24 protein-coding genes are annotated in these 24,463 nt (G+C 33.3%); 12 read left to right on the plus strand and 12 right to left on the minus strand.

The window, feature by feature from the left end; all coding sequences use genetic code 11:
* Positions 1-71 precede the first annotated feature (71 nt).
* Genes atpG through atpH form a run of 3 tightly spaced genes read right to left on the minus strand, consistent with a single transcriptional unit; the run spans position 72 to position 3,075 of the window.
* Positions 72-941, minus strand: coding sequence for an ATP synthase F1 subunit gamma (atpG, locus tag AAGD44_RS04960; protein ID WP_341763646.1), 870 nt, complete (start codon positions 939-941; stop codon positions 72-74).
* Entirely contained in the window at positions 938-2,497 is a 1,560-nt protein-coding gene (atpA, locus tag AAGD44_RS04965) for a F0F1 ATP synthase subunit alpha (RefSeq protein ID WP_341763647.1), read from the minus strand. Before atpA ends, atpG begins: the two co-directional genes overlap by 4 nt.
* A gap of 26 nt (positions 2,498-2,523) precedes the next feature.
* On the minus strand, positions 2,524-3,075 hold the full coding sequence (atpH, locus tag AAGD44_RS04970) for an ATP synthase F1 subunit delta (protein ID WP_341763648.1): 552 nt from the start codon (positions 3,073-3,075) through the stop codon (positions 2,524-2,526).
* Between the two features lie 258 nt (positions 3,076-3,333).
* On the opposite strand from atpH, the gene AAGD44_RS04975 reads away from it, so the two are divergent.
* Together AAGD44_RS04975 and AAGD44_RS04980 are read left to right on the plus strand one after the other, a co-directional pair.
* Entirely contained in the window at positions 3,334-3,879 is a 546-nt protein-coding gene (locus AAGD44_RS04975) for a hypothetical protein (protein WP_341763649.1), read from the plus strand.
* Positions 3,767-4,771: an ankyrin repeat domain-containing protein gene (locus AAGD44_RS04980; protein ID WP_341763650.1), complete on the plus strand. Its 1,005-nt coding sequence runs from the start codon at positions 3,767-3,769 to the stop codon at positions 4,769-4,771. Before AAGD44_RS04975 ends, AAGD44_RS04980 begins: the two co-directional genes overlap by 113 nt.
* 26 nt (positions 4,772-4,797) lie before the next feature.
* On the opposite strand, the gene truA is transcribed toward AAGD44_RS04980, so the two are convergent.
* The 4 genes from truA to AAGD44_RS05000 form a co-directional block, all read right to left on the minus strand.
* On the minus strand, positions 4,798-5,547 hold the full coding sequence (truA, locus tag AAGD44_RS04985) for a tRNA pseudouridine(38-40) synthase TruA (RefSeq protein ID WP_341764684.1): 750 nt from the start codon (positions 5,545-5,547) through the stop codon (positions 4,798-4,800).
* A 92-nt stretch (positions 5,548-5,639) separates the two neighbouring features.
* Positions 5,640-7,550: an RNA polymerase sigma factor RpoD gene (rpoD, locus tag AAGD44_RS04990; protein WP_341763651.1), complete on the minus strand. Its 1,911-nt coding sequence runs from the start codon at positions 7,548-7,550 to the stop codon at positions 5,640-5,642.
* Between the two features lie 18 nt (positions 7,551-7,568).
* Positions 7,569-9,350: a DNA primase gene (dnaG, locus tag AAGD44_RS04995; RefSeq protein ID WP_341763652.1), complete on the minus strand. Its 1,782-nt coding sequence runs from the start codon at positions 9,348-9,350 to the stop codon at positions 7,569-7,571.
* The gene (locus tag AAGD44_RS05000) at positions 9,347-9,967 is read right to left on the minus strand and encodes a diacylglycerol/polyprenol kinase family protein (RefSeq protein WP_341763653.1); all 621 of its coding nucleotides are present in this window, start codon (positions 9,965-9,967) and stop codon (positions 9,347-9,349) included. The genes dnaG and AAGD44_RS05000 overlap by 4 nt, the downstream gene beginning before the upstream one ends.
* Positions 9,968-10,045: 78 nt before the next feature.
* Between AAGD44_RS05000 and greA the strand changes: the two genes are divergently transcribed.
* The 4 genes from greA to AAGD44_RS05020 all read left to right on the plus strand — a co-directional run bounded on the left by greA (position 10,046) and on the right by AAGD44_RS05020 (position 14,072).
* Positions 10,046-10,534 carry a transcription elongation factor GreA gene (gene greA, locus AAGD44_RS05005; RefSeq protein ID WP_341764685.1) on the plus strand — a complete coding sequence of 163 codons (489 nt, stop codon included), beginning with the start codon at positions 10,046-10,048 and terminating at the stop codon, positions 10,532-10,534.
* Between the two features lie 77 nt (positions 10,535-10,611).
* On the plus strand, positions 10,612-11,235 hold the full coding sequence (gene lipB, locus AAGD44_RS05010) for a lipoyl(octanoyl) transferase LipB (protein WP_341763654.1): 624 nt from the start codon (positions 10,612-10,614) through the stop codon (positions 11,233-11,235).
* Between the two features lie 11 nt (positions 11,236-11,246).
* Positions 11,247-13,370 carry a hypothetical protein gene (locus AAGD44_RS05015; protein WP_341763655.1) on the plus strand — a complete coding sequence of 708 codons (2,124 nt, stop codon included), beginning with the start codon at positions 11,247-11,249 and terminating at the stop codon, positions 13,368-13,370.
* A gap of 387 nt (positions 13,371-13,757) precedes the next feature.
* Complete coding sequence (locus AAGD44_RS05020; RefSeq protein ID WP_341763656.1) at positions 13,758-14,072, plus strand: hypothetical protein; 315 nt, start codon at positions 13,758-13,760, stop codon at positions 14,070-14,072.
* A 126-nt stretch (positions 14,073-14,198) separates the two neighbouring features.
* Here the strand turns inward: AAGD44_RS05020 and AAGD44_RS05025 are convergent, their stop codons facing one another.
* On the minus strand, positions 14,199-14,369 hold the full coding sequence (locus tag AAGD44_RS05025; protein ID WP_341763657.1) for a palindromic element RPE1 domain-containing protein: 171 nt from the start codon (positions 14,367-14,369) through the stop codon (positions 14,199-14,201).
* A gap of 361 nt (positions 14,370-14,730) precedes the next feature.
* Here AAGD44_RS05025 and AAGD44_RS05030 point away from each other — a divergent pair, with 361 nt between their 5' ends.
* Complete coding sequence (locus AAGD44_RS05030) at positions 14,731-16,056, plus strand: DUF2748 family protein (RefSeq protein WP_341763658.1); 1,326 nt, start codon at positions 14,731-14,733, stop codon at positions 16,054-16,056.
* 35 nt (positions 16,057-16,091) lie between these two features.
* On the opposite strand, the gene AAGD44_RS05035 is transcribed toward AAGD44_RS05030, so the two are convergent.
* A complete protein-coding gene (locus AAGD44_RS05035) occupies positions 16,092-17,084 on the minus strand; it encodes an Mrp/NBP35 family ATP-binding protein (RefSeq protein ID WP_341764686.1) in 993 nt (330 codons plus the stop codon).
* Positions 17,085-17,345: 261 nt separating this feature from the next.
* Between AAGD44_RS05035 and hflK the strand changes: the two genes are divergently transcribed.
* The 4 genes from hflK (at position 17,346) to AAGD44_RS05055 (ending at position 21,847) form a co-directional block, all read left to right on the plus strand.
* Positions 17,346-18,422, plus strand: coding sequence for an FtsH protease activity modulator HflK (gene hflK / locus AAGD44_RS05040; RefSeq protein ID WP_341763659.1), 1,077 nt, complete (start codon positions 17,346-17,348; stop codon positions 18,420-18,422).
* Positions 18,423-18,428: 6 nt separating this feature from the next.
* Complete coding sequence (locus AAGD44_RS05045) at positions 18,429-19,286, plus strand: protease modulator HflC (protein ID WP_341763660.1); 858 nt, start codon at positions 18,429-18,431, stop codon at positions 19,284-19,286.
* A gap of 48 nt (positions 19,287-19,334) precedes the next feature.
* Positions 19,335-20,861: a Do family serine endopeptidase gene (locus AAGD44_RS05050; RefSeq protein ID WP_410521011.1), complete on the plus strand. Its 1,527-nt coding sequence runs from the start codon at positions 19,335-19,337 to the stop codon at positions 20,859-20,861.
* Positions 20,862-21,094: 233 nt separating this feature from the next.
* Complete coding sequence (locus tag AAGD44_RS05055; RefSeq protein ID WP_341763662.1) at positions 21,095-21,847, plus strand: rhodanese-like domain-containing protein; 753 nt, start codon at positions 21,095-21,097, stop codon at positions 21,845-21,847.
* 58 nt (positions 21,848-21,905) lie between these two features.
* Here the strand turns inward: AAGD44_RS05055 and AAGD44_RS05060 are convergent, their stop codons facing one another.
* Genes AAGD44_RS05060 through AAGD44_RS05070 form a run of 3 tightly spaced genes read right to left on the minus strand, consistent with a single transcriptional unit; the run spans position 21,906 to position 24,215 of the window.
* A complete protein-coding gene (locus AAGD44_RS05060) occupies positions 21,906-22,085 on the minus strand; it encodes a palindromic element RPE1 domain-containing protein (protein WP_341763663.1) in 180 nt (59 codons plus the stop codon).
* 16 nt (positions 22,086-22,101) lie between these two features.
* Entirely contained in the window at positions 22,102-23,076 is a 975-nt protein-coding gene (dusB, locus tag AAGD44_RS05065) for a tRNA dihydrouridine synthase DusB (protein ID WP_341763664.1), read from the minus strand.
* A gap of 8 nt (positions 23,077-23,084) precedes the next feature.
* Positions 23,085-24,215, minus strand: coding sequence for a penicillin-binding protein activator (locus AAGD44_RS05070; protein ID WP_341763665.1), 1,131 nt, complete (start codon positions 24,213-24,215; stop codon positions 23,085-23,087).
* Positions 24,216-24,272: 57 nt separating this feature from the next.
* Between AAGD44_RS05070 and AAGD44_RS05075 the strand changes: the two genes are divergently transcribed.
* Entirely contained in the window at positions 24,273-24,425 is a 153-nt protein-coding gene (locus AAGD44_RS05075; RefSeq protein WP_341763666.1) for a hypothetical protein, read from the plus strand.
* The last annotated feature ends 38 nt before the right edge of the window (positions 24,426-24,463 follow it).

The raw sequence follows: 24,463 nt of genomic DNA on the forward strand, positions 1-24,463 counted from the left end.
AGCAGAAGTAGAGTCTCGAAAGAAGTCTAGTAAAAATGAAACCCAATCCTTGAAAGTAAATACGAAATTCTTTATAAAGCCCCAACACCTGCGATAATTTCAATTAACTCATTAGTAATTAGGTCTTGCCTTGATTTATTAAGCTTTAGTGTTAAATTATCAATAAGCTCATTAGCGTTTTTTGTAGCATTATCCATAGAGGTCATTCTAGCTCCTTCTTCACTAGCTCTACTATGTAGTAAAGCATAATTAATTTGTGAGGATATATACAACTTAAATAGGTTAAATATTAGGTCTGCTCCTTCATATTCATAGCTTAAATATTTATCTTCTGCTGTTGTTAACTGGGTGGTAACAGGGAATATTTGTTGTCTAGAAGGCAGCTGTACCATAGCATTTTTGCATTTATTAAAATATATTTGACAGCTGCCAATTTCAGCAGCTTCAATCATATTCATAAGCCTTTCTATAATTTTTAAGGATAAATCATTAGTATGAAATTTTGGAAAATCATAATAACTATCTATATAAGATCCATATCCTCCTTTAATAATATCATACCCTTTTTTTCCTATAACTATAATTTTTATTTCCTTACTAGAGTTTTTTAAATTTTCAATATCAGCTTTTACTAATTTAGTTACTGAAAAATTAAAAGATCCACATAATCCGCGTTCAGAAGTAATTATTATTAATAAATATGGTTTTTCTGGGTTTCCTAAAAAGAATTTTTTATCTTTTTCATCCATATCTTGCAGATTATTTTCCGTAGCTATATTACCTATTATTTTATGGAGCGTTTCAATATAAGCTTCAGAATTTTTAACTTGATTTTTTGCTTTGGTAAATTTAGTAGCGGATACTAGTTGCATTGCTTTGGTAATCTTTTGGGTCGTCTTAATGCTTTTAATACGCGATCTTAACTGTTTTAAATTACTCATAACTCCTTAGATCTTGTAGATAAAAAGTTTTTTATAAATTCCTCTAAAAAAATTTTTAACTTTTGTTCTATTTCTTCAGTAAGTTTACTTTGTTCTTTAATAGATATTAAAATATCTTTACTATTAACCTTTAATTCTTGCAATAATTTATCTTCAAATTCTTTTATTTGTTCAATAGGTATACTATCTAGATAGCCTTGTACTCCAGCGTAAAGACTAACTACCTGCTCTTCTATAGGGAAAGGTTGGTATTGATTTTGTTTTAATATTTCGTTTAGTTTGGCTCCATGGTTAATTAGTTTGCTAGTGGCAGGATCTAAATCGGAACTAAATTGAGAAAAGGCTGCTAGTTCTCTAAATTGCGCTAGGTCTAGCTTAGCTGTCCCTGCTACTTGCTTCATAGATTTTACTTGGGCAGCTGACCCTACTCGACTTACTGATAGGCCAATATTTACTGCAGGTCTGATCCCTTGATAAAAAAGTTCATTTTCTAGAAAAATTTGTCCATCTGTGATTGAGATAACATTAGTTGGGATATACGCTGAAACGTCTCCTGCTTGAGTTTCAATAATTGGTAAAGCGGTAAGAGAACCTCCACCTAATTCATCCGATAATTTTGCAGCTCGTTCTAATAAGCGAGAATGTAAGTAAAATACATCCCCGGGATAGGCTTCACGCCCTGGGGATCTCCGAAGTAAGAGGGAGATTTGCCTATAAGCAACCGCATGTTTACTTAAATCATCATAAATAATTAGAGCATGCATCCCGTTATCGCGAAAATATTCTCCAATACTACAAGCACTGTAGGGCGCTACATATTGCAGGGCAACTGGGTCAGAAGCTGTTGCTGCTACCACGACGGTATATTCCATTGCTCCTGCATCTTCTAGCTTTTTTACCACTCCGGCGACAGTCGATCTTTTTTGGCCTATAGCTACATAAATACAGTAAATTTTGTTTTTTTCGTCTCCCTCAAGATGTGCTTGTTTTTGATTGATGATCGTATCAATGGCAATAGCAGTTTTACCTATTTGTCTATCGCCAATAATTAGTTCCCTTTGTCCGCGGCCGATAGGTATTAAAGCATCAATTACTTTAATGCCGGTTTGTACTGGTTGACTAACGCTTTTTCTTGCAATTATTCCTGGAGCTTTTTCTTCTATATTTCGATAGGTATCTGTGATAATTGGGCCCTTACCGTCAATAGGGTTAGCTATTCCGTCTACTATCCTGCCCAGTAAGGCTTTGCCCACCGGTACTTGTAGAATTTTTTTAGTTCTTTTGGCGGTATCTCCTTGTTTGACTTCGCAATCGTCTCCTATTAGTATCACGCTTACTGAATCAGTTTCGAGACTGATAACCAACCCTTTGATTCCTGACTCAAATTCAACTATTTCTCCGGCTTCAACTTTATTAATACCATATATTTTAGCAATGCCATCTTCAACCGTGATAACTTGTCCTACCTCTTCTAAATCACTATTATAGCTAATATTAGCAATTTCTTGTTTAAGTATTTCGGCAATTTCAACAGTTTTTAATCGTTTGGTAGACATCAGTTTATTTACCTAAAATTTATATTTTACTCACCATTAGTATTTATTAAGGCGTTATTTACTTTTTTTAAGAATCCCGCAATAGAATAATCTTTAACTAGACTATCATATTGTAAAATAATTCCACCAATAATAGATGGATTCAGCTCAAAATTTATAGCAACTTTTTGATGAAAATTCTCTTCTAAATATTTTTTTAACCAGTTTTTCTCTTCAGCTTGTAACAGTTTAGAAGAGGTAATTTTTACTATTTTAACATTACGGTTTTTATTAAGTAAGTCCTGATATAATGATACGATATTGGGTAAAATTGATAGTCGTGAATGTTTTAAAAGTATTAGTAGGAATTGTTTAACTATTAATTCAGTATTTAAGTGTTTAGTGATTAACTCAATTAAAGTCAGTTTATCTCGGTATTTTGCAATAGGGGAAAGCATAATATCTTTAATTTTTTGATCCCCTTGTATAAGTACATCAATACGCTTAATTTGTGTTAATATTTTTTCTTCTAAAGCAGCAGCTAAAGCATTCTCAAACAAAGCAGAAGTATAATTTTGTACTAATTGGTTGTTGATCATTTGTTTATGTCTGTACTTATCTTTGTTAGTCTATCATTAGGAATTTATGATTTTCTAAGGTTACTCTAGGGATTGTAGATTTATATCACATAATTACAACAAATTATACTAATTACCTATAAGCTATCCGTTAAATATTTATATTAATATAATCAGTATCATGTTATGTTTATTACAAAGGTTAATAAAATTTAACTAAGAAGCAATAAAGCTACTGGTTGTTTTATGAGTTTTTAAGAGATGGTTGGAGCTTATAAAATGTTGCAGAAAAAAAATTATTTAGAATTAAAAGCTCTTCATATTGTAGGGCCATACAATGTAATTGATCCAGAAATTGAAAAATTGTATAAGGAAAATAAAAACTGTCTCATAATTGGGGATGGAGCACAAGATAAACCATTAACTTTTGAGAATATTGGAAATAATCTAGAAAAAAATAATGTTAAAATTGGCCCAAATACTCGTATCGATATTCTTGCTCACGGCAACCGAATAGGAAACAAGCATATGATGCAGCTTGATGACTTAAACCCTAATGCTTGCTGTTATACAGAGAATTTTTTTACGAAGCTAAGAGAGTTAGCTAATTGTCCTTTATATATTCACTTATGGGCATGTTATGGAGGATCAGCTAATAAAGATGCCTCTAGGCGAGGGTTCCATTTTAGTAACTCATATAGAGGGAAAAGATGTGGCAATTATTTATTTAGAAAATTATGCTTTACAAGCTTCATTAAGCCGTTATTTAAAACAAAATATAACCCCATATCAACAATTTATTTTAGATTTGCAAGAAAATTTTGAAGCAATGACTTTTAATAAGGTGGCTGATGCGCAGCTGACCCAATTTAAGTTTATACGAATACCTAAAGAAAAGGTAATGTTAGATGTAATTAGGACCATGCAAAAAGAAGACGACCTTATAGATTGTATTAAAGAGTTTTTTACTCCGGAAATTGCAAGATTTAAAAAAACATTTAAGACGGAAGATATTACAGAAGCATCGGAAGAAGTCAGTAATATAAATCTCCAAAAAGCTGCTACCTTAGGCCATGGTATTTTACTCCACCTTTCTACGAATAGTAAGTACATACCACCTAGATTGTTTAGTAGTTTCATAGATAAATTATTAGATAATGGTTTGAATATAAATAATTCTTTTATAGATAGGACCGCGCTACATTATGCTACTGCAAAAGGGAATTTTGCTGCAGTAAAGTTACTACTTGAGAAGGGGGCGGATCCAACTATTCCAAATAAATATGGGATTACCCCATTAGATCTGGCTGCTACAGGTAAGAATCCTAATATAGTAAAGTTACTAATGGAGGCTATGATGAAATTAAATAATCGAAATAGTATTCACTATCCCTTAATACAGTCTGGTGATAAGAAAGGGAAAGAAGATAAGGCGCCAGATATATTAATTGAAGAATTGAGAAAACTATATATCCAAAATAATACCTCTAGACAAAAACGTAAGCTAGAGGTTATAGAAAATTCTACAGCTAAAAGGAGCAAAGTAGAGATGCAAGATAGTCAAGTACACCCTAAATCTATATTAGAAAATATTACTCTAGCTGATATTGCTTTACAAGAAGAGAAATATAAAATGACCCTTATTACGGATCCTGCCGCAAGAGTAACCCCGCTAGTTATGAATAAGAAGTCTAAAGGAGTAGTAAGGGGTTTTTGAAACATTATATAAGAATGAAAACTAACTTAATAATCTACTTTCAGGAAATACAGCCCGCATGCTGGGGCTTTAATGCCAGCCGCTTCTCGGTTTTTAGCCTCTAAAGCTCTTTTTATATCCTCTTCTTGCCAGATATTACGTCCTACTAAAACTAAACTGCCAACAATATTTCGTACCATATTATGTAAAAATGAGGGAGCTGAAAAATATAATCTTATTTCGTCATTTTCTTGGGTAATTATTAGATTTGTTAAAGTTTTTATTGGGGATTTGGCTTGACAATCTTTGGATCTAAAAGAACTAAAATCATGGTATCCTATAAGATAAGCAGCACTTTTTCTCATCGAATTTATATTCATAGGTTGTTTTATCCACCAAGCACGGTTCAAATCTATTATGACTTGCCCCGTTCTATTGATAATTCTATATACATAATGTCGTGCTATAGCCGAGAATCTTGCATGAAAGTTCTCATCCACTATTTCACATTTGGTAATTCCTATATTATGGGTGCGCACAAAATGATTAATTGCTTGCATAACTTTATAAGTAGGAATTAATTTTGTTAAATCAAAATGTGCTACTTGCCCTATCGCATGTACACCTGCATCAGTTCTACCGGCAGCATGTAGGGTAACATTTTCCCCGGTAAATTTATAAACACTTTCTTCTAATATTTGTTGAATCGAGGTAATATTAGCTTGTCTTTGCCAACCCGCGAATCCAGTCCCCAAATATTCTATGGTGATTTTATATCTATGGGAATTTATATTCATCATTACTAGTATATTAACTTAAGTTGCTAATAATAAAATAATTAGCAACTTAAGTTAAGCAGGTTAATTTTTATCAAAATTGAGTTATAGACTTATCCTGCATAGGCTGAGTCAGAGGAATTATTGTGTTTTTTGGAGCCCCCTTGGAAACTACGGAGTTTTTTAGATCTAGTAGGATGTTTTAGTTTGCGTAATGCTTTAGATTCTATCTGCCTAATCCTTTCTCTTGTAACATTGAACTGCTGCCCCACTTCCTCTAGGGTATGATCAGTAGCCATTCCAATACCAAATCTCATCCTTAAAACTCTTTCTTCCCGAGGGGTAAGGCTTGCTAAAACCCTAGTAGTGACCTCCCGTAAGTTTGACTGTATTGCAGCATCTAGGGGTAATATAGCATTTTTATCTTCAATAAAATCCCCCAGATAGCTCCCATCATCATCCCCTACAGGGTTTTCTAGACTGATTGGTTCTTTAGCTATCTTCATTACCTTTCTAACTTTATCCACTGCCATAGAAAGACGCGCTGCAATTTCAGCTGCGGTTGGCTCGTACCCTAGCTCGTTCAGCATTTGCCTTGAAGTACGAATAATTTTATTGATAGTTTCAATCATATGTACGGGGATACGGATAGTCCTTGCTTGATCTGCAATAGCCCTGGTAATAGCTTGCCTGATCCACCAAGTAGCATAAGTAGAAAATTTATATCCCCTTCGATATTCAAATTTATCTACGGCTTTCATTAAGCCAATATTTCCTTCTTGAATTAGGTCTAGGAATTGGAGGCCTCTATTGGCGTATTTTTTAGCAATGGAAATTACTAATCGTAAATTAGCTTCGATCATTTCTTTCTTTGCTCTATGAGCCTGTCTCTCTCCTTTCTGAATAGTATGAACTAATTTTTTAAATTCTATGATAGGTAGGCAGGTAGCTTTTTCAATAGCTTTTAATTCATTAATTATTTGATCAGTGGCCTCAAGTTCGTTAGTGATAAAATCCCTCCAAGCAAGATTTTTATTTTTTAGCATCTGCTTTTTCCAGGTTTCATCAATAACGGCCCCTATATATTCCCCTAAGAAGCTTTGACGGCTTATATTATATTTCTCAGCTAGTTTTAGAAAGCTAGCTTCTTTGGATATTAATTCTTTATTAACACTATACATTTTATCTAAAATTTCTTCTGTTCTCTTAGAGTTAAAATGAATACCAGAAATTTCTTCTACCAATATTTGTAGGTTTTTTATATATTTCTTATTATCCTGTAATTCTTTGGCTTGAGGGTAGTGTTCATAATGTTTTTTTGCTTCAATAAGCAGTTCTTCGGAAACGTTAGAAATTCTTTCCATACGTTCGATAATATTAGGTAGTAACTGTATTTCAATAGCAGCTATTGTTAAATTATTAGCTTCTTCATGTTCTTCACTATCTGTTTCTAATTCATTTTGACTTTCTTCAGAAGAGCTATCATGTTCCATGTTAGCTTCTAAATCAATTAAATCGCGAAGTAACATTTTTTCGTTTACTAAATCTTCATGCCATTTAATAAAGAATTTCATTGAAACGGGATTTTCACAAAGAGATTTAATCATTATCTCCTTGCCTTCCTCAATTTTTTTAGCTATTTCTATTTCACTTTCCCGCGATAAAAGCTCTACTCCTCCCATATCTCTTAGATATAATCTTACGGGATCATCGGTTGTACCTAAATTTTCTTCTTCTTGTTCTTCTTCTTGTTCACGATCGACATTATTAGTTAATTTAAATTCTTCATCTACATTAATATCTAATTTAATTTCGTCAACATCAGTTTCTATAATATCAACTCCTGCTTCGGAAAATTTAGATATTACTTTTTCTAACTCATTTACCAATATATTATTAGTAACAGGAATAATTTTATTTATGTCATAATAAGTTACGCCAAGGCCCTTTTCTTTAGCTTTTTTAATTAACAGGCCAGCTTTATCATCTTGGGTCTTGACATTTTTTTTGATATTTTCCGCCATAATTATATAAACCCTGGGTCAATTAGTGAAAGATTCATTTAGAGTATAAAGTTCTTTTGAAATTTTTATAATCTCTTCACGATATAGTGTAGCCTTTTTTAATTCTTCATCGGAGGCAGTTTGAACAATAGAGGTATATTCTTGTTTTAATAGTATTAAGTGATATTTTTTATACAGTAATTGCCATAGTAAGTATGGATCTATATCGTTTTTATTGAATGCTAATTCTAGAAATAAATTATTGGAGTGTAATAATATTAAAAAAGTATTATAAAAGCTAGTTTTTTCTATTAAGTTAATGATATTTTCCTTATCAAATATCTCATTATTAACCACCTTATCAAAATACCAATCACGGAAATCATTTAGAATATTATCTTGAAAATTTAAAATTAGTAAAAAATCTTTTATTTCTGATTGAGTAGTTATTTCAGGAAATTTTACCATCATTATAAAAAAAACTTGTTCTAATATTTCGATTTCTGTATATTCCGCTCCTGAAAGCTTAATATTCGTTATCTTAGAATTTTTGATATAATTTTTATTAGAGACCTTAATTAAATTTTGCCATATTTGATCCTTAAAATATCTATAATAGTGAGTGCTTAATAGTTTATCTTGAATTTGCTTACAATAATTTTCTAGATCCCTTTCTAAAATAGCTTTATTTTCTGGGGTAGAAAAATTTTTACCTTGATATTCAAAGTGCCAAATCATTTCTGATAGATTGATTCTTTGATCTAAAAGCTGAGAAAAAGCTTTGGCTCCTTCTTTATTTATTATATCATTAGGGTCACTTGCAGGAGGTAAAGTAATGAATGAGACTTTCTTACTGCCATTGATCAATGGTAACACTAAATTAATTACCCGCTTTGTTGCTTTAATCCCTGCTTCGTCGCCATCCAAACAGATGATTATTTCATCGGCTGCTCGCCATAATTTTTGAATATGGTTTTCGGTGATAGCAGTACCAAGGCTTGCTACTGCCTCTTTAAAGCCTGCTTGATAAAGAGTAGTAACATCTAAATATCCTTCAACTAATATTGAAAAATTTTGCTTATAAGCTGCATTAATAGCGTAATTTTCTCCGTATAATATTTCATTTTTTTGAAATATTATAGTTTCAGGAGAGTTTAAATATTTAGGTAAACCGTCATTAATAATTCTTCCCCCAAACCCGACTATTTTATCATAAATATTTTTAATAGGGAAAGTGATGCGGTTGTAAAAAATTTCATATATTGTACCATCTTCTCGTCTTCCTACTAGCCCGGCCTTTTGCAGCTTTAACCAGGAAATAGATTTTTGTTCAAAAAATTTTTGTAACGCTTTGCCAGTAGGAGCAAAACCAATGGAAAATTTTTCTATAGTGTCTTTATTAATACCGCGTTTAAGTAAGTAATCTAAAACTTCTTGCGTTAGTTGCGACTTAAAAAACCTTTCGGCCATTTCTAAAATATTAAATAATTCGTCTGATTCTTCATATAATTTTTGCTCTGCCACAGTTAATTTAGGTAATTCAATACCATAATCATTAGCTAATTTAATAGCTGCTTCTTTATAAGGTAGCCCATTAGTATTAGAAACGAATTTTATCACATCGCCATGTACGGAACAGCCAAAGCAGTAATAGAATTTTTTATTATCATTTACTGTAAATGAAGGGGTCTTCTCAAGATGAAAAGGGCATAAACCTAAATAGTTACCAGATTTTTTAGTTAAGGTTACTTTCTGCCTAACGACATCTGATAAATTAATCCTATTCCTAAGAAATTCGTAAAATTCTAAGGGAATTTTCATAAACCTAAAATAAAGTTGAAGACCACCGTGGAAAAACAATAAGAAAGAGGGATAGATAAATTATCATTTATAGCTAGCTCTTTTGAATAGAATTCACTAATAGTCGCAACTATAGAACTAATTATAATAATAATGAAACTAGTGTGATAGCCTATAAAAAAATAAACTACCATACTAATAAAAATGGCGGAAACTAAAAAAGCAATAGAACCTTCTAATGATTTTCCATTTTTTAGCTGTTTACCAATCCTGATTCCGATTAGGGCAGCGAGGCAATCAGATATTATTAAAATAAACCATGAGGAAATAGCTAGGCCTTTTGAAAATAATAGCGCTGTTAGAAAAAATCCAACTATCATGAAAGTGCTGCCGCTTAGTGTAAATGTCCCACTCTGCTCACTGGGGCGCATAAGTCTTGAGAAAAATTTATCGATATATTTTCTTATTCTAAAATCATAATGTCTTGCTGTATCGATATATAAAACAAATACTGCTAGGAGAAATAATAAGATAATAGCTACAAATTTTGATAAGAATAAATAAATAAGTGGGGCAGCTAGGCTATATAGATGAAAGGTCTTGCGTTGTACCTCGAAATTATAAACTTCAGTTTGCATAAGAACCTGAAAGGCTTGTTTGACAAAATTTCACACTATAAATATACTATAAAACTTAACTTAGACAAGACAATTATTATTATGGCAAAATTTCCTATTACACATAAAGGGTTCGATAATCTAGAGAAAGAACTAAAACAGCTTAAGCATGTAGAACGTCCAAAAGTGATTGAAGCGATAGCAACTGCTAGGGATTTTGGTGACTTATCAGAAAATGCAGAATACCAGGCTGCGCGTGAAAAACAAAGCTTTATTGAAGGACGTATTTTAGATCTAGAAGATAAAATTGCAAGAGCCGAAATTATTGATACTTCTAAGCTTACAGGAGACAGCATAAAATTTGGCGCAACCGTTAAATTAGTTGACGATGAGACAGAAGAGGTACTGACATATCACATTGTGGGAGAATATGAAGCGGATATTACTAAAAAAAGAGTATCTATAGTGTCTCCGATTGCCAAGGCTCTTATTGGGAAAAAGGTAGGAGACGTAGTGGAAGTAACAACGCCGAAAAGTTCTAAAACTTATGAAGTTTTAGAGATATCTTATCAAGAACTAGAGCTCTAAATATATATGGGTAATGGTAAATGTCCTCTAGGGGCCATAAAAAGACTGTTAAATAAAGATTATTAAAAAATTCTATTATGGTTCAATTTATTACTTTACCTGATTTTTCTGAATACGAAGATACAATAAAATTAATGGAATTTAAGGTTAATCAAGTAATAAATAAATTACTAGAAGGGGTAGTGTATTTAGTTGAGTATAAAGAAGTATATACTGCTGGTACTAGTTTTAAAGAAGAGGAGTTATTAGATCCTAGAGATATAGCAGTAATTTATACCGGTAGAGGGGGAGGATTTACTTACCATGGGAAAGGTCAAAGGGTTATATATCCAATACTTGATTTATCCTCCCAAAGATGTCAAAAGGACTTAAAGTTATATATTAGGTTATTAGAACAATGGATTATCAGTAGCTTACTACATTATGGGATTAAAGCCTTCACCGTAGAGAATAAAATAGGGGTATGGGTGAAAGAAAACGGTAGCCCCGCAAAAATTGCCTCAATAGGAGTAAGAGTTAAAAAATGGGTGGCATATCATGGCATTGCAGTAAATATTTCTACGAATCTTAAAAATTTCGAAGGTATTATTGCCTGCGGTCTTAAAGGATTACCAATAACTTCTTTAAAAAAGCTTGGTGTTGATGTAACATTGGCACAATTTGACCAAGTGATAGAAGATAATTTTAATAAATTTTTATAGGTAATAAAAATATGGGAAATATTCAGAAAATAAGTGAGTTGAAAGCTGCTATTCGGCTATCTGGCTATCCGGCTATCCGGGCTTTTAACCTCAACGTGGATGATTTGGAGGAAAAGTTTACTCGGGAAACACCACTGCCTGGCACCATTAATATAAGTAATTATATCTCTTTAAAGTCAGAAATTCTAACTCCGGGATTAAAGTCATTATATGATTCTCTTAATGCCTTAGATGGTTTTTCTTCAATAGAAAATTTAAGGAAAAAATATTCATCTCTACTTTTACAAGACCTTGAAAAACATTCTAACCTCCCAGAATTTTATCGCGGAGAAGGTACCCCAGATTTTAAGCAGGAATTTTATCAGCAAGTAAGCAAGTTGAAAGATTTAAAGGGGGGCGCTCTGGAGGAGGTAGATAAGAAGGATTTAGTAATGGGTACAATAACATGGTTTGTAGATTATTGTTCTAACTCTAAGATAATTAAATCTCCCCAATTTATTTCTGCTAAAATGTTACTTGAGTTATATAAAGATAACGCGACCCTTGCTTCTGTAAAGGAGAGTTTGGATAAGGCGCTTAATGAGTATAAAGAACACTATCAAAGACAAGTAAAGATAGATATTGGAGGTATTGAAGATATTGAAGAGCGTGGACGAGATGCTATTCTATTAAAAGATCAATCGGGAGAAACTAAGCTAATTGATATGGGGGAATTAGAAAAATTATCAACCTTGACCCCTGAACAAATAGATTTTATAAAAACTAGTTGGCATCAAGGAACATTTGGATCTGGATGGTTTGCTATCTCGTGCTTTAAAAATGATTTATTAAAAAAAATATCCGAAGCTTACCGTGGTAACGGTGAAGATGCTCACGTAGGAGATATGAAATTTGCTAGTAATAATTTTTTATTAGTGGATATATCTACTGAAAATAAAGTTAAATTGTACAATCAATGTAGGATGCAAGTAAGAAAAACAATGGAACCTGGGCCAAATAATTTAATTGACTGTGTGACTGGAGTTTTAGAAGTAGATGTGTCTAATTTAAAAGGAGAAACTTTCATGCCTGGTTGTGATTCAATCCAGCCAACAATTAATGTGTATATATCCGCATTTGATTCAAAGATAAACTTAGAATTTCCTAAAAATGTGGTTACTGAATCATTAGAAGCGGATCAAAAAAGGCAACAATTAACACTAGGATCCATCAAAGGCTGTCTTCATGAGATAGAGATATCCGGAAAACATCGAGATAAGGCAATTAATTTATTAATAACTTTAAAAGGGGAAGCGGCAGCAGCTGACTTAATATTGCCTGTTATAATAACCTCCAATTTGTCTAACGAAGAGAAAATGCATATTCTAGAAGCTACTACTACAACCCAAGGTGAGAATTTTTTTACTGATTCAATAACAACTTTAGGAGCTGAATTAATAGCTAAAGCCAAATTCCAAGAAGTTATCAAAAAAACAATAGGAGCGGACAAACTAAGTGATCAATATATAAAATTTATTGAATTCATTTCAGTTGCTAAAAATTCTTTTGATAATTCAAGTATGTCTCAAAAAGATAATCCCTTAGGACAGATAGCCTCTAAAATATCTGAACGGACAAACCAACAGGAAAAGTATTTTGTAGAAGCTCATGAGGGATTAGAGCAAAAGTTAGCAGTGGAAAATTATGTATTTCTTGAAACAGATCAGGAAAAACAGGAACAATTTGCCAATAAGCAATTAGCAAAATATTGTCAAGCACAAACTGTAGAAATATTAGGTAAATCTGAGACTGATCGTATAGCAAGCGCCTTAATTTCTATATTAACTCCGATATGTAAAAATGATCAAGAAAAAAAGGCTCTTAGGAATAACGCAGATTTAGTAGTTAGAGAATGCGCGCGCTATGGAGGGGAGGTAAGGATGAGCTTTGGTCAAAAGTGGCATGCTTATATTATAGATCCGATAAAAAGGTTATTAGGGCGAGGAATAGAAATGCCAAAGTGCTTAAAAGAACATCCGGAGCTTATTACTTCTATAAATAATAAAAAATTAGCAAACCCGTCAATTACTAATACCCTTACAGAGCCTGGTGAGAAGCTAGTGCCGTGCAATCCTAGAAGGGGACACGGCAGATGACTATCACATTGATTTGAACAGGTTCTGTAGTTTCTATCTAATGGTAGATTTCGTCGTTATTTTCGCTCTCGAATCCTCACGTACGTTTAGTACGTGAGGAGCGCAGTCTTTAGACACGACGACGCCAATTCTTGAAGTTCCTAGAGTATAGTCACTTAGGTTAAACTAGCTACCGTTGTTGCTCGTCGCTTACCTAGTATCTCCTAGGCTTCACTCCTCGCGCCTAGTATCTAATTTAACCTAAGTGACTATATATGTACGCGCCGGTGCGGGGCACTTGTACTCCTAGTACTAATTTAGTTTTGGGAAATGGTATTAAATATTTGACAAAGGGATAATTTAGCTTAAACTACAAGTAGAATTAGTAGTTTTATAAAGAGTATTAATATGTGCGTTACTTCAGAAGTAGAAAATTATAAGAATGACATGGTGGTGGTTGATTGTAGGAGAATGACTCAGCAAGAAGTAGAGAGATTAACACCAGAAAATATATTTAAGTTAATGTTAAATCAAGGAATAGAAATTGAAACGGCTCGCAATACTAATCTAGTGTGGGTAATAACCAAGGAAAAGGGAAATAGTTGTTTGCGTCTGCAAAAATCTGGTTTGATTGAAGGGAGGGCTATTGTTACAGAAGATATAATAATTATGAAAGAAATTATGGGAGAAGATACACTACTTCACTATGATAGCTGGCAGTAGATCTCATTTGCAACTCTACTTCTACTGAAATTTGTATGTTGAATCTAGGCTCAAATCCTCACGTATACGCAATGGATTTCAAGAGTTGGATTTTATTTGGCAGGGGTGAGCGCGCGGAGCGTAAAACTAAGTACGTGAGCACGTGAAACTTTGATAAAATAGACCTCTTGCATAACCTAATCTAATTGGTAATTTTGTCGTCGAAACTCCTCTCTGTTCCTCACGTACGTCTATGTACGCTGCGGTACTCGACTTCGTTTCTCCTAAAAATTCTTCAATTATCTTTAGGTTATGCAAGAGGTCTAATGAAAAAACAACTCTTGAAAGGCGAAGAGTATATACTGTTCGTACCTGAAGAGTTGGTAGACGATAGAATCAACTTCAAGAAGAGCGAGGAGGGTCAAAGTCGAGCAGAGCAGCGTTAAAGTACGTGAGCAGCCTCGATCTTTAGGGCGCGACGACGCTAATTCTTGAAGTTCCTAGAGTATACATCCTAGTGCGCTACGTTTTGGAGCAAAGAGCCTCCTTCAAACTCCCTGCGCGATGCGAGTTTCGAAAGAGGCCTATTGACAAACAGCTTTAATTATGTTTTATTATTAAAAAAACCCAGCAAGCGCTTGGCAATAGAGGGTTTAATAGTAATTTAATTTATAATGTGATGAGCTCCATTTATCATATACTTGATAAAGTACCGGCGTTTTTTCCTGAAGATATGCAGTTAGAGTATGAAAAATTAGCCCAGCAATTAATTAAATCAGGTAAGCTTAGGATAGATACCGATACTAGTAGTAATTTTGCTAGGTTTTCTGATCCAAAATTTAACATTAGCAGGATGATAAGCAAAGAAGAGGTAACAGATCCTGCGTTAATACCTCAGACCAACCAATTATTTCAGTCTTTATATAAGTCCAATATATCAGCTCAAAAATTAGAATCTATTTATAAAGATTTGCATAAACAACTTCAGAAATTACAACCAGTTAAACTAGAAATTACCGAGAAATTAGCAAGAATTTTTGTGCAAGCTGCCCACCCGATAGTAATAAAATGGTTAATATACGACAAGGTGCAAGTGTTTATTACTTATTCTCATAATATTGGCGATATGATGAATATAGTTGATTGGCAACGTTCTGGTGGTAATAGCGGTATGCAAAGCACTGATGGAAAAAATGTTGCGGTTTTTGTTTCTTGTGGAGGCGATCCATTTGCGCAAAACAATAAAGAGCATCCAACTTACGGGGATGGGTGGGCGGCTATAGCGCGCTTGCAAATTATTGCAGGTCAAGAGCTAGGGCATTTTGCTGATATTAAAAGAGATGAGAAAGGGAGACAAATTAGCCGTCATTCCGCAAATTTTGCTGGCACCAAGGCCACTCCTCATGTGAAGCAAGCCCGAAGGAATGACCTAATTAATTGTGATAAGTTATTTGCTAAGCTTTTAGGATTAGGGGTAAAACAAATGATTTATTACGAAACGAAGGTAAAATTTTATGATAAAAATAATATAAGAGGGCTACGGTTTTATCAAGCAAAGTTATTAGCTTTAATAAATAAATATAGGTTTTTATTGAATATTCATGAAAGACAATTATTTTTTGTAAAAAGATTTGCAACTGATCAATATATGGGTTTAATGATTAAAGCTATGGTTGAAGATATGCAATTTAATTTAGCACTAGTTGCTGATGTCTATAAAGATAGCGACCCAGAGGTTGAAGAAACAATAGCTTGTATTGAAGCTTTAGCAAGGGTGCCTCAACAGGTTATGAAATGGGGTTATCTTACAACTATGGAAACAATGCAAGGATTGTATAAAATATATTACAATGAGGTTATCCCTTCTTTAATCACTAACTATACGCTTATGACTCAGGAAAATTATAAACGTGACCTCTCAAAATCAAAATCTCTCATTCATTTACTGCGTAGGTTAAATATCTTTAGCGCAAAGAAAAGCTTTAAGCCAGTAAGGGAGATATAACGAATGGGCCACGTGCAAAAAAGTCTAGTAAAAATTTAAATAAAACCCTTAAGCGGTAAATTAATTATCCCAGCTAAAGTAATACTATTATCGCAATTATATGATAGCCTTGGCTCCAAGGGAATTTTACCTATGAAGGGAATATTATGTTCTTCAGCAAAATTTTTGCCATTTTGGCTAAACGTTTCAATGATTTTGTGAGATGTTGGTTCAACTAAATAACTCATATTTTCTATAATTCCTAGGATCGGTAAATTAAATTTTTTATATAAGTCAATTGATCTTACCACGTCTATTTGTGACATTTTTTGAGGGGTTGTTACTATTATTACCCCATCTAATTGATAATTTTCTAAAATACTTAAATGTATATCGCCAGTGCCTGGGGGCATATCAATAATTAAATAATCTAACTCATGCCAATCAGTTAAAGACAAGAGTTGATAAATTGTTTTACTAGCTACCGGGCCGCGCCAAATAGCTGCCGAATGATGGTGAATGAGTAACCCAATAGAAATAATTTTAATATTTCTTGATTCTAAAGGTTTCATCTTATTATTGAGAATCTCTGGTACGCCACTAATACCGAAGATATGAGGAATTGATGGGCCATAAATATCTGCATCCATTATTCCTACCTTATACCCTTCGGTATTTAATTGCTCTGCGATTAATGCAGCTATAGTGGATTTCCCAACTCCACCTTTACCAGAAGCAATTAATATTATTTTCTTTACGCCTTCAATAAGATGTTTAGCTTTAACATTACTAGGCTTTTTTGCTATATCTAGACTATTAGTTAAAGCTATATTTATTCTGCCAATATTAGGTATGCTCCTAAGTTGATTGATAGCTTTATTTCTAATATGATTAGCTTCCTGTAGCTCTTTATTCAGTGTATCAATAGCAAAACCAATATTTGTATCTTTAATTATGATATTAGAGATAATATCTATTAATTTTGTATTATCCTTAAAGGTGATATCGGAGATCTTACTTAATATCTCTTGCTTGCTTATATTAGTCATCATTTTCTTAAGTTGTCATTTTTTTATAAAAATTGGTGTAACTTTAAGTAGGTAGTAACAGCTTGACGTAAAGGGAGATACAAGATATAGTACTTTATTAAAGTTCTTTTGTCGATATACTCCTCGTGATATGAATTTGCATGCGTTGTGACTCAATGCTCTCCTAGATTTACTAGGCTTCGCTCCTCAGCCTCGCCGCAAAATCATCGAAAGAGGAGTATATCTCGATATAACATATAAATTAAAAGGCAATAATAACATATGTTTAGACAAATATATGCCCAAATTATGAAAAAATCTCCTTGGGAAGAGTTTGACCAGGACAATGAAAAAGCTGAATATAATATATTTACTAAACCTAGAAAGAGAAATAATTTTAATTTTAACGACTTTTATACTAAGTTTAGTTTTAATAATAATGCAGTGATATTAATCTTATTATCATTAGTTGCTATTTGGTTTGCCTCTGGGATTTATGAAGTAAAAGAAGGAGAAGAAGCCGCAGTAATGAGGTTTGGAAAATTTGTCCGTAAAGGTTCTCCTGGCTTAAACTATCACCTACCTCTTCCTTTTGAACAAGTAGTAATTGAAAAAGTTAATCAATCGCGTCGAATTGAGATAGGGTACAGATCTAGCAGCAGTTTTAAATCTAACATCAGTTTAGATAATACTAAAGCTGTAGTAGCAGAAAGCACCATGCTTACAGGAGATGAAAATATTGTAGCTTTAAATTGTGACGTTATGTGGCATATTAATGATTTAGAGAAATTTATTTTTAACATAGTGAGTCCCGAAGAGTCAGTAAAAATTGCTGCTGAAAGTGCAATAAGAGAAGTAGTAGGTAATACTCCTATATCTTCTATATTATCTGACCAGAAACAAGAAATTACCAATAAGATTGAATTGTTAACCCAAAAAATTCTTGATCAGTATAATGCAGGCGTTAACATAGAAAAAGTTCAATTACTTAAGGCGGAACCGCCAGCGGAAGTGATAGATGCATATAGAGATGTCCAAACTTCTAAGGCGGATAAAGAACGGGAAATAAATCAGGCGCAGTCATATAATAATGATATTTTGCCTAAAGCTCGCGGGGAAGCAGCGAAAATTGTTCAAGAAGCAGAAGGATATAGACAATCAGTGATATCAAGAGCTGAAGGGGACACTAAAAGATTTGCTGCTGTTTATAAACAATATCTGGCTAACAAACTGATAACTAAAGACCGTCTTGCTTTGGAAGCTGTAGAAAACGTTTTAGAAGGTACTAATAAAGTTATTATGAGCACTAATGGTGTATTACCACATATGGCGATCCAGCAAAGTAAAAATAAGGAGTAGTGCTATATGAAAGCAATTTATTATATAAGTTTTGGGGTTTTGGCCTTATTATTATTAGTTACCAATGCCTTGTTTACTGTTGATCAGCGTCACTCTGCAGTAGTATTTCAATTTGGGGAGGCTCTAAGAACTATTGAAAATCCGGGATTAAATATAAAAGTCCCTTTTATACAAAATGTTGAATTTTTTGATAAACGAATTTTAAATGTAGAAGCAGAGGCAAAAGAATTGACTGCTTCGGATGGCAAAAGGGTCATGGTGGATGCTTTCGCTAAATTTAAAATTACAGATCCTGTGATGTTTTATAAAACTGTGCATAATTATCAAGGAGTCAAAATTAGAATTAATAAAATCTTAGAATCTTCGATGAGAAAGGTTATAGGTAGAGTTCCTTTAACCAGTCTGCTTACCAGTGAAAGGTCAGACATAATGTTGAATATTTTAACACAAGTTAATAAGGAGGCTCAAAATTTTGGTCTTGCTGTAATAGATGTTAGGATTCTCAGAACAGATTTACCCAAAGAGAATAGTGCGGCGATTTACCGCCGTATGCAAACTGCTCGTGAAAAAGAGGCCACCCAGATAAGAGCAGAAGGACAAGAAGAAGGGGCGCGTATAAGATCTAAAGCTGATAAGGAAAGTAAAATATTATTGGCGGAAGCTTATATGCAAGCACAAATAATAAAAGGGGAAGGGGAAGGAGAAGCAGGCAGAATATATAATCAGGTCTACTCTATTGACCCCGAATTTTATAAATTTTATAGATCATTAGAAGTATATAAAAATACATTTAAAAAAACTGATACTTCTTTGGTTCTTTCACCGGAGGCAGAGTTATTAAAATATCTAAATTTAGGTAAATAATAATATTTAAGTAATTATATGATTATAAGTATTTGTAAATTTGATAATTTGCTAAAAATTTTATTTCTAATTTTTGTAATAAATCTACCTTTTTTATCTTATATTTTTGCTGAAGATGCTACTCCGCATCAGGATACTGTGCCTATAGAAGGTCAAGAACTCACGGAGCCCCTAGTAAAAAGCGAGGTTACGCCTCATTATCATAGTTTTGCAGATATTGTAGAACCATTAGTGCCAGCAGTAGTAAATGTATACACTGTACAATACAACCAAAAATTAGACAATAGCTCGAAAAAATCTTTTGAAAAATTTCCACTAGAGCATTTTAATGAGCTTTTAGAAAAGTTTAACCTTCCTTTTAATTTTGATGAGATATATTCCAACCCTAAATCTATTCCTTTAGGTTCTGGCTTTATTATAGATCCTGCTGGCTATATCGTTACTAACCATCATGTAATTGAAAATGCAGATAAGATCTATATTAAGTTAATGGATAATAGAGAATTACCTGCTACCTTAATAGGAAGTGATAAAAAAACTGACTTAGCTCTTATAAAAATCGATAGTGAGAGCGCTTTGCCTTTTGTAAAATTTGGGGATTCAGGGAAAGCAAGAGTGGGGGATTGGGTCATTGCTATTGGTAACCCATTTGGTAAGCTAGGTGGTACTGTTACTGCTGGCATTATATCTTCAAAAGGTAGAGATATTGATGACGATACTAATGTTATAGTGGATTTTATACAGACGGATGCAGCTATTAACAATGGTAATTCTGGTGGTCCTATGTTTGATGTTGAAGGCCAAGTGATAGGCGTAAACACAGCCATTTTTTCACCTTCAGGGGTCAACATTGGTATAGGATTTGCTATACCCTCCAATACCGCTAAGACTGTTATAGAGCAGCTAAAGAAAAATGGCAAGATTAACCGAGGAAGATTTGGCGTAATAATTCAAGAAGTAACCCAGGAAATAGCTGAAGGACTAGACTTAAAGGAAGCTACTGGTGCTTTGGTAGTAGAAGTAAAAAAAGGAGGGGCAGCTGATAATTTTGGTATAAAGCCTGGAGATGTGATAATAGAATTTGCCGGACAGAAGGTAAAAAATTCCAGAAAATTGCAAATATTGGTTGCAGAAACTCCTGTAGAACAAGAAGTAAAAATTATAGTAGTGCGTGAAGGTAATAACCACGAGTTAAGTGGTAAAATTAATGATATTGACCTAGAGCAGCAGCCTAAGGTAATAAGTGAAAAAGTAAGGGAAAACGGTGAAGATAATAAATCTTCAGTTATAAAAGGTAATGTTACTTTCTGTAATCTGACCGATGAGATTAAGCAAAAATTTGCTATTAAAGGTCAAGCTAAAGGTATTATTGTGACGGATATTATAAAAAATGAAAAAAATTATGATTTTAAAATTGGTGATTTAGTAGTAGCAAGCAAACAACAGCCAATTGAATCTGTTGAGCAATTAAGTGCATTATATGAGAATGCAAAAAATGCTAAAAAGCAAAATATAATTTTGTTAGTTAAAAGGCGTAATAATTCTATTTTCGTACCTTTGCCAGTACTAGATTAAAGCTAATTGGGCCTCTTGTGAAACTCATATTGAGCTGGTCAACTCATTTGCTTTCAAGGATTGGGTTTGAAAAGATCATGCGCTTAGGCGCTCACATACCATTAAGCACGCTGCAGTTTGGTGTTCCTCATCTCGTTCAAATGCCCTATGCGGTGCGAGTTTTGAAAAAAGTCTATTGTTAAATTAAAGTGCCTAGGTTATAGGTTTCTATATCTATATAGAGATTTTTTATTATGGATAATAATGTTAAAGTAGTAGTATTAAGTTTTTATAGTTTTGTTAATCTAAGAAACTTAGAATTTTTATTACCGAAGATTTTATATATTGGTAAAAAACTACGAGTGAGAGGGACAATTCTCTTAGCGGATGAAGGTTTTAATGGTTCAGTGTCTGGCATAGAATCAGATGTAAATCTATTGTTAGAGGAAATTATAAAACTTACATTAGCGCAAAATGTGAATAGTAAAGTAAATTATTGTGATAAGCATCCTTTTCAAAAATTAAAGATAAAGCTTAAAAAAGAAATAATTTCTATGGCGGTAGAAAATCTTGATACTCAAAACCTTAAAGGAGAATATATTGAGCCAAAAGATTGGGATAAATTTATTAGCCAGGATAATGTAGTATTGGTGGATACTAGAAATGAGTATGAAACTACTATAGGTACTTTTAAAGGTTCCTTAATTCCTAATACAGAAACATTTAAGCAATTTCCTGGTTGGTTGGAGCAAAATAAAGAATTGTTTTTAGGCAAAAAAATTGCAATGTTTTGCACTGGAGGGATTAGGTGTGAAAAATCAACCGCTTATTCTAGAAAGATAGGTTTTAAGGAAGTGTATCATCTTCAGGGAGGCATTTTACAATATTTAGAAGCTACCAAGAATAATAATAATTTATGGCACGGGGAGTGTTTTGTATTCGATGATAGAAGAGCGGTAACAAGTGATTTAACTCCTGCTGCAGGATATTGGTTAGAGCGTAAATAGCTTTGGCAACTTTTTTCCGTATCTGAATTGGCTAAGCGTAATTTAGGAACCTTCCTGCCTACAAATTCCCTGCTTGATGCGAATGTTGCAAGAGCTCTATTAGACCTCTTGCATAACCTAATCTAATTGGTAATTTTGTCGTCGAAACTCCTCTCTGTTCCTCACGTACGTCTATGTACGCTGCGGTACTCGACTTCGTTGCTCCTAAAAATTCTTCAATTATCTTTAGGTTATGCAAGAGGTCTATTGAGCTTTTATGAATATTTTTCATAAAATTCTACTATTCTATCTTTAACTTCTTTTGAATCATTAAGCAAATTAATTTTTCCTCTAAATTCTGCTGAATTTGTTAGGCCGCTACTATACCAACCTATATGTTTTCTTGCGAGTTGTACCCCGGTATCATTACCATAATACTCTAACATATCATTGTAATGTTCTAATATTATTGATAATTGTTCTTTCATTGTAGGAGGAGGTAATTCTTCCCCTGTTTTAAGATAATGAGCTATTTGTGAGATAAACCAAGGTTTACCATATGCGCCTCTACCAACCATTATTCCGTTAGCCCCCGATTGCTGTAGGCATTCTTTTGCCGCGGTGAGAGAAGTAATATCTCCATTAGCAATGACAGGAATTTTCACTATATCTTTAACTTGTTTAATAAAACCCCAATCAGCTTTCCCTGAGTAAAACTGGCACCTCGTTCTTCCATGAATAGTGATCATTTGTATCCCAAGCTCATAGGCTATTTTGGCAAGAAGCGGGGCATTTCTATTATTCTCATCCCAGCCAGTTCTCATTTTTAAAGTTACTGGAATTTTGACAGCTTTTACTGTAGCTTCCAAGATTTTTGCTGCTAATTTTTCATCCCTCATTAAAGCAGCGCCAGAATATCCCCCTACCACTTTTTTTGCAGGGCAGCCAAAATTTAAGTCAATAATCTTAGCACCCATACCTTCATTCATTTTAGCAGATTCTGCTATCACCTCCGGTTCGCAACCAGCAAGTTGGACGCAGGCAGCGGTAGCTTCTTCTTTGATTATAGCGCATTTTTGTAGCGATTGCCTTGTTTCAATAATCATTGCTCTACTAGCAACCATTTCTGATACTACAAGCCCAGTACTAAATTTTCTTACTAATTTTCTAAAAGGCAGGTCTGTAACCCCGGACATTGGAGCCAATATAACAGGATGAGGTAGAGTGATATTTCCTATTTTAATGCTCATAGAATAATTTAATTGTTTGAAAGAGTAGTATATATATTATTTTCTTTGGTAATTATATCATACTCCCGTTGAGCTATTGAATCGATAAAATGAATATTACCGGAGCTCCCAATATAGGGAGACTGCGTGTTAATAGCGGATAGGAATCGCCCTTGCGTAAATTCAGTACCCATATATTTAGCAGTTAGTTTGCCTAAATCATATGCCATAGTGTGCATAAAAGTTAAGTGAGGAATACCGATATTTTTAGCTTTTTCTGCTATGGTACTATTTAAAATATTTAATGATCCTGTGAAGGTTATATCTATTGGTTCAGGGTAATCCACGTCAATTCTATTATCACCAATTATTATTGCTTTTTTAGCTAAATTATGTTTATTAATACTTGCAAATAGTAAAGGTATGTTTTTTGAGTCGTCAGATATGTAAATAACAGGTTTAGTTGGCACGTCTTCCCTCTCATTTAAATTATCAACGCTAGCTGCTACGGTGGCTACAGACTTTTCTATTGCCTCTGGGAAGGTGGAATAAAACTCACTACGTACTAACGTAGCATTTTTTTGAATTAATATATTTTGAATTACTTGGTTTACAGTATGGGAGTATTGTCCTGCAGGGAGTAGGGCGATAAAGTGTTTATAATTATTATCTGCAAAATAGTTAATTATTTTTGTAAGTTGTTTTAATGGGGCATGACCAAAAACCAAAAGTTTATCATCTGCTAACACCGGATTATTGGACATAGTAATTACAATAATATTATGAGCTTTGGCTTTGTTAGCAATAAGAGTAGTAAGGTTTGAGTATAATGGGCCAAGGATAATTTTTGTTTTACGCGCTATTATTTTTTCCATTGCAGCAAGCACTTGCTTTTCATTAGAACCATCATAAGAAGTAACATGAGAATAAGTTTGTAACCCATCATCTAGCCCCATTTTAATTAATGCATTATATTGCTTACCAAGGGCAGAATTTTCACCTGTTAAGGGCATTAGAATAGCAATTTCTATAGGTTGCTTAACCGCTGCTATTTTTTGTTCATGTATCACTTCTTTATGAGGAGTTTGACAACCAAATAAAGAAAAAAAACATATATTTAATAACAAGATACTTAAAAATTTTTGCTTCCCAATGCTCATAATCCTATGTCTCCATCTTATTTTCTTGCTTAATAACCTTGTTCTAAAAATCACATTATGTATACTCAAACTTTAAAATATTTAAGTAGGTTCTGTAAAAATGCCTATAAATCTACTCATTATACTGCTCGTACTTCAAGAATTGGATTTTATTTTAAATGGCGAGCGCGCGCAGCGTACATGCCAGTACGTGAGCACGTGAGTCCATGATAAAATAAAAAAACAATTTTTGAAAGACGAGTAGTATA

This window comes from Candidatus Tisiphia endosymbiont of Beris chalybata (assembly GCF_964026555.1).
Classification (GTDB): domain Bacteria; phylum Pseudomonadota; class Alphaproteobacteria; order Rickettsiales; family Rickettsiaceae; genus Tisiphia.

Coding starts and splice junctions, on each gene's coding strand:
- atpG (WP_341763646.1), bottom strand. CDS start 941: ATGAGTAATTTAAAACAGTTAAGATCGCGTATTAAAAGCATTAAGACG.
- atpA (WP_341763647.1), bottom strand. CDS start 2,497: ATGTCTACCAAACGATTAAAAACTGTTGAAATTGCCGAAATACTTAAA.
- atpH (WP_341763648.1), bottom strand. CDS start 3,075: ATGATCAACAACCAATTAGTACAAAATTATACTTCTGCTTTGTTTGAG.
- AAGD44_RS04975 (WP_341763649.1), top strand. CDS start 3,334: ATGTTGCAGAAAAAAAATTATTTAGAATTAAAAGCTCTTCATATTGTA.
- truA (WP_341764684.1), bottom strand. CDS start 5,547: ATGAATATAAATTCCCATAGATATAAAATCACCATAGAATATTTGGGG.
- rpoD (WP_341763651.1), bottom strand. CDS start 7,550: ATGGCGGAAAATATCAAAAAAAATGTCAAGACCCAAGATGATAAAGCT.
- dnaG (WP_341763652.1), bottom strand. CDS start 9,350: ATGAAAATTCCCTTAGAATTTTACGAATTTCTTAGGAATAGGATTAAT.
- AAGD44_RS05000 (WP_341763653.1), bottom strand. CDS start 9,967: ATGCAAACTGAAGTTTATAATTTCGAGGTACAACGCAAGACCTTTCAT.
- lipB (WP_341763654.1), top strand. CDS start 10,612: ATGGTTCAATTTATTACTTTACCTGATTTTTCTGAATACGAAGATACA.
- AAGD44_RS05015 (WP_341763655.1), top strand. CDS start 11,247: ATGGGAAATATTCAGAAAATAAGTGAGTTGAAAGCTGCTATTCGGCTA.
- AAGD44_RS05020 (WP_341763656.1), top strand. CDS start 13,758: ATGTGCGTTACTTCAGAAGTAGAAAATTATAAGAATGACATGGTGGTG.
- AAGD44_RS05030 (WP_341763658.1), top strand. CDS start 14,731: ATGAGCTCCATTTATCATATACTTGATAAAGTACCGGCGTTTTTTCCT.
- AAGD44_RS05035 (WP_341764686.1), bottom strand. CDS start 17,084: ATGACTAATATAAGCAAGCAAGAGATATTAAGTAAGATCTCCGATATC.
- hflK (WP_341763659.1), top strand. CDS start 17,346: ATGTTTAGACAAATATATGCCCAAATTATGAAAAAATCTCCTTGGGAA.
- AAGD44_RS05045 (WP_341763660.1), top strand. CDS start 18,429: ATGAAAGCAATTTATTATATAAGTTTTGGGGTTTTGGCCTTATTATTA.
- AAGD44_RS05055 (WP_341763662.1), top strand. CDS start 21,095: ATGGATAATAATGTTAAAGTAGTAGTATTAAGTTTTTATAGTTTTGTT.
- dusB (WP_341763664.1), bottom strand. CDS start 23,076: ATGAGCATTAAAATAGGAAATATCACTCTACCTCATCCTGTTATATTG.
- AAGD44_RS05070 (WP_341763665.1), bottom strand. CDS start 24,215: ATGAGCATTGGGAAGCAAAAATTTTTAAGTATCTTGTTATTAAATATA.
- AAGD44_RS05075 (WP_341763666.1), top strand. CDS start 24,273: ATGTATACTCAAACTTTAAAATATTTAAGTAGGTTCTGTAAAAATGCC.